At 36.4% G+C, this 6,814-nt stretch carries 6 protein-coding genes; 5 read left to right on the plus strand and 1 reads right to left on the minus strand.

Annotated features, from left to right (window positions below; translation table 11 throughout):
• Nucleotides 1-32: 32 nt before the first annotated feature.
• The gene (locus tag QNJ52_RS06075) at nucleotides 33-1,073 is read right to left on the minus strand and encodes an NAD(P)/FAD-dependent oxidoreductase (protein WP_283722116.1); all 1,041 of its coding nucleotides are present in this window, start codon (nucleotides 1,071-1,073) and stop codon (nucleotides 33-35) included.
• 106 nt (nucleotides 1,074-1,179) lie between these two features.
• Here QNJ52_RS06075 and QNJ52_RS06080 point away from each other — a divergent pair, with 106 nt between their 5' ends.
• The 5 genes from QNJ52_RS06080 to QNJ52_RS06100 all read left to right on the plus strand — a co-directional run.
• The gene (locus QNJ52_RS06080; RefSeq protein WP_283722111.1) at nucleotides 1,180-2,001 is read left to right on the plus strand and encodes an ABC transporter ATP-binding protein; all 822 of its coding nucleotides are present in this window, start codon (nucleotides 1,180-1,182) and stop codon (nucleotides 1,999-2,001) included.
• Nucleotides 1,994-2,989 carry a FecCD family ABC transporter permease gene (locus QNJ52_RS06085; protein WP_219493620.1) on the plus strand — a complete coding sequence of 332 codons (996 nt, stop codon included), beginning with the start codon at nucleotides 1,994-1,996 and terminating at the stop codon, nucleotides 2,987-2,989. The genes QNJ52_RS06080 and QNJ52_RS06085 overlap by 8 nt, the downstream gene beginning before the upstream one ends.
• A complete protein-coding gene (locus tag QNJ52_RS06090) occupies nucleotides 2,986-3,993 on the plus strand; it encodes a FecCD family ABC transporter permease (RefSeq protein ID WP_241427468.1) in 1,008 nt (335 codons plus the stop codon). Before QNJ52_RS06085 ends, QNJ52_RS06090 begins: the two co-directional genes overlap by 4 nt.
• A 97-nt stretch (nucleotides 3,994-4,090) precedes the next feature.
• Nucleotides 4,091-5,140 (plus strand): GTPase domain-containing protein, encoded by a 1,050-nt coding sequence (locus QNJ52_RS06095; RefSeq protein ID WP_283722112.1) that lies wholly within the window; start codon nucleotides 4,091-4,093, stop codon nucleotides 5,138-5,140.
• Between the two features lie 12 nt (nucleotides 5,141-5,152).
• On the plus strand, nucleotides 5,153-6,814 hold a 1,662-nt coding region (locus QNJ52_RS06100), incomplete at its 3' end, for a glycoside hydrolase family 13 protein (protein WP_283722113.1).

The raw sequence follows: 6,814 nt of genomic DNA on the forward strand, positions 1-6,814 counted from the left end.
TTATGATGCTATTTTGACAGAAGAGATATTTCTTAGCCTAAGGATGTATCGGAATGAATGAATGCATCTCTGATATTTTTATTTTCTTCTTCAAATAAAGGATTGTGGCTTGAAACGACACCATACTGTTCAGCAGAGGGATCGATATATGATTTAATTTTGTTGACTGCTATTGCAGCATCGTGAAAACAACCTGCGATTAAATTCACTTTTGCATCGTGTTTCAATATATCACCGATAGCATAAATACCATCGATATTTGTACTGCCATCTGCATTACCTGCAATATAAAAATTATCTGCACGATGAAGATTGATATCACTCTTATCAAGGAGTTCGGAATCCATGTGAAAACCATGATTGATAATGACTTCATCTACAGCTAAAGTATAAACAGTATCATCTTGTTTTTTGATGACTGCAGAAGTGATATAGTCATCTTGAGCATTAAAAGAATGTATCCATTGGTTGTTGAGCTTAATGACGCCTAACTGATCTAATTGATTGACCATTTCTTCATGACCTTTGAAATCTTCTTTGCGACAAATGATGTGAACACTATTAGCATATGGTGCTATGTCTCTCGCCCAGTCAATTGCAGTATTTCCGCCGCCAGATATCAAGATATCCTTATCTTTAAATCTTGTAAGGGAAGGGACGACGTAATGAAGATTATTGATTTCAAACCTTTCCGCATCTTGAATATCTAATTTTATCGGATTAATAATACCTGAACCGATTGCAATAATCACACTGCGAGAAAAATAAGAGTGCTTATTAGTGATAACTTCGAATGAATGGCTATGGTGTTTTTTTATATTGATTACCTTTTCGTTGAGATGCACTTCTGGACGAAAGGTTTTACCTTGAGTTACTAAATCTTTCATCAGTAGTGCTGCGGGTTTAGGTGTTGTAGCCCCGATATCCCATACAATCTTTTCTGGATAGAGATTGAGTTTGCCTCCAAGCTTATCATTGTATTCAATTATTCGGATATCTAGACCTCTTAATCCTGCATAGAAACTTGCATATAATCCGGCTGGGCCTCCGCCGATGATTGTTACATCTTTCATATTCTCAGTTCCTTTCTGCTCAATCTTGCTATAATAAATATTATACATTAAAATATCAATATTGATAATCATTATCAATTAATGATAAGAGAGAAAGTTGGGTATCATGAGCAGATTACAAGGGAATAAAGTAACAATCAGCTATGGAGACAAAGACATCGTCAAATCATTGGACATTTCCATTCCAGATCATAAGATTACATCAATCATTGGTCCGAATGGATGTGGTAAATCTACATTACTTAAAGGTTTGTCGCGTATATTATCGGTGAAGACAGGTGAAATTATACTTGATGGAAAAAATATTCACGAGCAATCAACAAAAGACGTGGCTAAGAAAATTGCAGTACTTCCTCAGTCACCCGATGTATCGGACGGTCTAAGTGTAGAGGAACTTGTAAGTTATGGCAGGTTTCCATATCAAAAAGGCTTCGGACGTCTATCAGCTGAAGATAAGATGGAAATTGACTGGGCACTTCGTGTGACTGGAACATGGGACTATAAAACACGTAATGTAAATGATTTGTCAGGGGGGCAGAGACAACGCGTATGGATTGCTATGGCGCTTGCACAAAAGACGGATATTATCTTTCTTGATGAACCTACAACGTATCTGGATATTTCACATCAACTTGAAATACTGGAGCTTATACAAACATTGAATCGAGAAGAAGGATGCACAATCGTTATGGTGCTTCACGATATTAATCAGGCAATTCGCTTTTCTGATCATTTAATTGCAATGAGAGAAGGTGAGATTATTAAAGAGGGTACGCCAGAAGAAGTTCTGACGAAAGATATATTGGCGAAAGTATTTAATATTGATGCGGAGATATCTAATGACCCGCGTAACGGTAAACCGATGCTTGTGACTTATGATTTATTATGCAGACATTATATGAAAGACGTAGCTCGAAATCATGAATAGAACTTACCTCTTCAAAAATTATTTTTACTCAGGGCTTTTGTTATCAATGATTTTTTTAGTTATTACGTTGTTACTTTCTTTTATGTTAGGTTCAGAAAATTATAGCCTCTACGAAGTCGTTCAAGCTGTGTTTCATTATAATAATAGTGAGGTCCATAACATCATCCGCGAAATTCGAATGCCACGTGAAGTTGCAGCGATGCTTGTTGGAATGAGCCTTGCTTGTAGTGGTGCAGTAATGCAAGGAATAACGAGAAACCCACTTGCAGATCCAGCACTTATCGGTCTGAATGCGGGGGCATTGTTATTTATCAGTATTATGTTTGCGATAGTACCAGGTGCAAACTTTATAATGATTATGTTATCAGGATTTATAGGTGCGATTATCGGTGGGACAATTGTACTTATGCTGGGAAATTCAAAGCGTGGAGGATTTAACGCGATGAAAATTATTTTAGCGGGAGCAGCGGTAAGTACATTGATGACCGCACTTGCACAGGGAGTTTCGATATATTTTAAGACGAACCAAAGCAATTTATTATGGTCAAGCGGAGGTGTAACAGGAACAACGTGGCAACATATATTTTATGCAGCACCGGTGATTCTGATTACGCTGTTGCTATTATTTATCTTCAGTAGACAGCTTACAATTTTAAGTGTAGGAGATGAAATGGCTGCAGGATTAGGCGTAAATACATCAAAGACGAGAGTGTTATTCTCAGTGCTCACGATGATACTTGCAGGTGTGGCCGTTGCTTTAGTCGGATCCCTTGCTTTTGTAGGGTTAATGGTTCCCCATATTGCTAGAATGCTTGTAGGTATTGATTATAGAAAGTTATTGCCATTTACAACGATACTCGGTGGCATCTTCGTAGTTTGGGCGGATATTATTGCACGTCAGACAGGTGAGGCACCTATTGGAGCGATTGTCTCGATTATCGGTGTTCCATTCTTTATATATCTTGTCAGAAGGGATGGGACGATGTGAACATAAATAAGATAACAAGACAGTGGTTCGTGATGATTGCACTTATAATATTATTGTTTATTGTGATTATCATCAGTATGACAACAGGCGACTTTAAAATGGCCCCCAATACTTTTTTACGCACATTATTTGGAGCTGGTGATGAAACAGAAACTATGATTCTTTATGAGTTTCGATTGCCGAGATTACTCATTACGATAATGGGAGGCGTCGCACTTGCTCTAAGCGGTGCCATTTTGCAAAGTATTACGAAGAATCCTCTTGCGGACCCTGGGATAATGGGAATCAATGCAGGGAGTGGCTTCTTCATTGCGCTGTTGATGATATTTATACCTGTAGATAGTAGCAACTTTATCTATGTGTTACCTCTTTTTAGCATGATGGGCGCTTTGATTACAATCGGTGTCGTGCTTAAATTAAGCTATGATAAAGAAACAGGTATTAATCCGGTAAAGATGATACTTATAGGAATCGGTCTTTCTACTGCTCTTAGCGGTGCGATGATGATGCTGACTTCAACTTTTAATAAAGAAGATGTAGAGTTTATATCGAAATGGCTTGGCGGGGAAATCTGGGGAGACAGTTGGTCATTTGTAATCATGCTAGGGGTAATATTGTTAATCTGTCTGCCATATATTATGCAAAAATTAACGGTACTGAATATATTGAATACTCATGATCATGTAGCGACAGGTGTTGGTGTTAATTTATCAGTAGAACGTCGTAATGCGGTGATTATTTCAGTCTTATTATGTGCAGGTGCTGTATCTGTATGTGGAAGTATCGCATTTGTAGGCTTGATAAGCCCCCACATCGCACGACAACTTGTTGGTGCAAGACATGAACGTTTTATCCCGGTGACAATCGTGATTGGTGCAATATTACTCAGTTTTGCAGATATGGTGGGACGCCTTCTCATATCTCCTGCAGGTATACCGGCGGGTATTCTCGTAAGCATTATAGGAGCACCATATTTTCTTTATTTGATGAGAAAAAATCTATAGCCCCCACATTAATTCAATAGTATAAAATATTATATTGATGCATAATATATTATGCAAAAGGGAATGTATATTAAAAGAATGAAGTGGAGTGGGTATGATGGATAAGCATCCATTAATAAGTGCGTATACGTCTTTTGTGAGAAATAGGTCAAACGATAAGATAGGAGTTATTGGACAGCCTGATGCAGGAAAAAGTGCGCTTATCAACTTGCTTTGTGAGAGTAAAGCATATATATCTGTTCAAACTGATGCAACGCTTGATACTAAAGCTTATGCTTATAATGATTATGGTTATCTTGTTGATTTTCCAGGTGTTGGAACGGAAGTTATGACGGTAAAAAAATATAAAAAAATTATTCAGAATGTAAATATAAAGCATTATCTATATGTATTTTCGAGTAAGATAAAAGCAGTAGATATAGAAATAATTAAATATTTAGCGAAGCAAGGTAAAGACATTACTTTTATATACAATAAAGTGGATACATTAATCGATGTGCAAGGTGAAGATAATAGAGATGCGTTAGTTCGTGATAAAGATGTAGAACTTAATGTGATGATGAAAGAAATAATTAATAAAAAGCAATCTTATATATTTACAAGCGTAGTAGATTATACCGGTATTGATTCGTTAAAACAGGCGCTGGACGAAATCTTTATGTTTGAAGAAGCGTTATTTATTGATCGATTTCAAGATGATAAATATAAAGAAAGCTATTTAAATTATAAGGTTCAGTCCGCCTTTCCGAAATTGTTTACGCCAAGCTTTAAAATAATCCTTTTGAAAGCCCGCTATAAATCATTGGAACGCACGATAATGAGTCACTTTAAAATACAGGAAGATGACATTATTGAACATGCGCAAAAATGGATTACAATTCAAGGGTTTATTGATGGATTTGAACAACAACGCTCGGATGAAAAGATGAACAAAGCGATGGAATTTGCTAAAATCGTGCAGCTTTTAAGAACATCCTTTAAAATAAAAAGTGTTAATCCAATTTCAATGGTTGTTACATCTATACTTGAAGTTGGAATTAACAATGCATTTCCAGTATTTCAAGCAATCAGTAAATATATGAATGAAATTCGTCAGATTGCGGATGACATGATTGTTGAAGAACAGAAAATTTATAAACAACAATAGGAGGTTATCATTTTGAACACTAGAACATGGTGGAAAGAAGCGGTCTGTTATCAAATCTATCCAAGAAGCTTTAAGGATTCTAATGGTGATGGAATTGGTGATATCAATGGTATCACGGAGAAACTCGATTATTTAAAGGAATTAGGTATCGATGTCATATGGGTGAGTCCGATATTTGAGTCTCCTAATGATGATAATGGTTACGATATTAGTGATTATCAGGAGATTATGCGAGACTTTGGGACGATGGAAGATTTTGATCGCTTGCTTTATGAAGTACATGCAAGAGACATGAAATTGATTCTAGATCTTGTTATTAATCATACAAGCGATGAACATAGCTGGTTTGTAGAATCTAAGAAGAGTAAAGATAATGAATTTCGTGACTGGTACATATGGAAAGACGGCAAAGGTGATAAAGAGCCTAACAACTGGGCTAGTATATTTGAAGGTTCGGCATGGGAATATGATGCAACGACGAATCAATACTACATGCACGTATTCAGTAGAAAGCAGCCAGATTTAAACTGGGAAAATGAAAATATGCGCCAAGCGATATGTAATATGGTGAACTGGTGGCTGGACAAAGGTATCGATGGATTCAGGGTGGATGCGATTAGTCATATTAAGAAAAGTTTTGATAAGGGAGATTTGCCTGGAGCAGATAAGCTAGGCTACGCAGAATCTTTCGAAGGACATATGAATCAACCAGGTATTCAAGAACACTTGCAGGAACTTAAAGAAAATACATTTGATAAATATGACATCATGACAGTGGGTGAAGCCAATGGCGTAACGATTGAAGACTCAGATGAATGGGTCGGTGAAGAAAACGGCAAATTCAATATGGTCTTTCAATTTGAACATCTAAATTTATGGGATCATAACGTAGGTAAGAGTTTTGATATTAAAGGGTATAAAGATGTTCTGAATAGCTGGCAAAAAGGACTTGAGAATAAAGGGTGGAATGCACTGTTTATTGAGAATCATGATCGTCAACGGGTGTCATCTACATGGGGAGATGATGAAGAATATTGGTATGAAAGTTCTACAAGTCATGCCGTTGTATATTTCTTGCAGCAAGGGACACCATTTATATATCAAGGGCAAGAAATAGGTATGACGAACTATCCATTTGAAGATATTATAGATTTCGATGATGTACACGCAAAGAATATTTACAATCAAGAACTCAAAAAAGGTGTGCCTAAAGAAGAAGTGATGGAGATGCTAAGACGTATCTCGAGAGATAATACGAGAACTCCGATGCAGTGGGATGATACAAAAAATGCAGGGTTCACGAAAGGAACACCGTGGCTTAAAGTAAACCCAAATTTTGAAGATATCAATGTATTTAAACAAGAGAAAGATGAAAATTCCATCTTAAATTTCTATAAGCAATTAATTCAGCTTAAGAAAAAACATCTTACATTAACATATGGAACATTTGATTTAATCTATCCTGAAGATACTAAAGTATTTGCATATACGAGAACGTATGAAGGTGATCAGTTTATAATCATTGGAAATTTGAGCCATGATAAAGTGACGTTGAAAAAAGATGAATCCCTTAAAATGAAAGATGAATCGCTTGTACTCTATAACTATCAGAAAGAAGATAGGTCGGAGGACATATTTACTTTTCAGCCTTTTGAGGCGCGCATATATCATATC

The sequence above is a fragment of the Macrococcus sp. S115 genome, assembly GCF_030067655.1.
Classification (GTDB): Bacteria; Bacillota; Bacilli; order Staphylococcales; family Staphylococcaceae; genus Macrococcoides; species Macrococcoides psychrotolerans.

Coding starts and splice junctions, on each gene's coding strand:
- QNJ52_RS06075 (WP_283722116.1), bottom strand. CDS start 1,073: ATGAAAGATGTAACAATCATCGGCGGAGGCCCAGCCGGATTATATGCA.
- QNJ52_RS06080 (WP_283722111.1), top strand. CDS start 1,180: ATGAGCAGATTACAAGGGAATAAAGTAACAATCAGCTATGGAGACAAA.
- QNJ52_RS06085 (WP_219493620.1), top strand. CDS start 1,994: ATGAATAGAACTTACCTCTTCAAAAATTATTTTTACTCAGGGCTTTTG.
- QNJ52_RS06095 (WP_283722112.1), top strand. CDS start 4,091: ATGGATAAGCATCCATTAATAAGTGCGTATACGTCTTTTGTGAGAAAT.